Annotated in this window: 1 protein-coding gene; it reads right to left on the bottom strand. The window is 70.7% G+C overall.

Annotation, left to right across the window (positions count from 1 at the left end; translation table 11 throughout):
- Positions 1-191 precede the first annotated feature (191 nt).
- Positions 192-383 carry a hypothetical protein gene (locus WDV86_RS03040; protein ID WP_339566118.1) on the bottom strand — a complete coding sequence of 64 codons (192 nt, stop codon included), beginning with the start codon at positions 381-383 and terminating at the stop codon, positions 192-194.
- Positions 384-512 lie beyond the last annotated feature (129 nt).

Below are 512 nucleotides of genomic sequence, written 5' to 3'. Positions count from 1 at the left end.
CCCCATCGCCCGGAAGCGGCTGAGTGACCTCGCGGCTGGCACCTTCGCGTGGTTCCTCGACGAGCCCGACCGAGAGCTCGCCTGGTACGAACTCGGGACCAGCTGACCCTCGCGGCGTTTCGCAAGTCGGCCGCCCTTGAGGGCCGTGATCAGCTTGGGCTGCGCTGGCGTGTGCCTGCTCCCGTGGGTGATCACGCGGGGTCCTGCCCTGCGGTCTCGGCCAGAGCGCTCCGGCGCATGACCTCGGCGGGCGGCTCGCCCTCCCACCAGCGTCCGCACCCCGGGGTGGTGCAGTCGGTGATCCGGGCGGTGATGACGTCGAGGGTGTCGCCGTGCTCCGGGCACACGCTCGGCACCCTGCCCGCCTCACTCTTGCTGGCCATGTCCGCTCCCTCTCTCGACGTCCTAACGGTAGTAATGCTACCGTTAGAAGCCTCTTCCGTCAAGCGGTGGTCGCTCCGTCTCGTGGGGCCGGCGCTCCCTGCGGACGGTGCGCGGCGCGGACGTCGAGG

This window comes from Pseudokineococcus sp. 1T1Z-3 (assembly GCF_037482365.1).
Classification (GTDB): Bacteria; Actinomycetota; Actinomycetes; order Actinomycetales; family Quadrisphaeraceae; genus Pseudokineococcus.
This window is presented reverse-complemented; position numbering and strand designations above follow the sequence as displayed.

Bases quoted from the DNA above. Each gene is read 5' to 3' on its own strand.
- WDV86_RS03040 (WP_339566118.1), bottom strand. From the start codon at position 383: ATGGCCAGCAAGAGTGAGGCGGGCAGGGTGCCGAGCGTGTGCCCGGAG.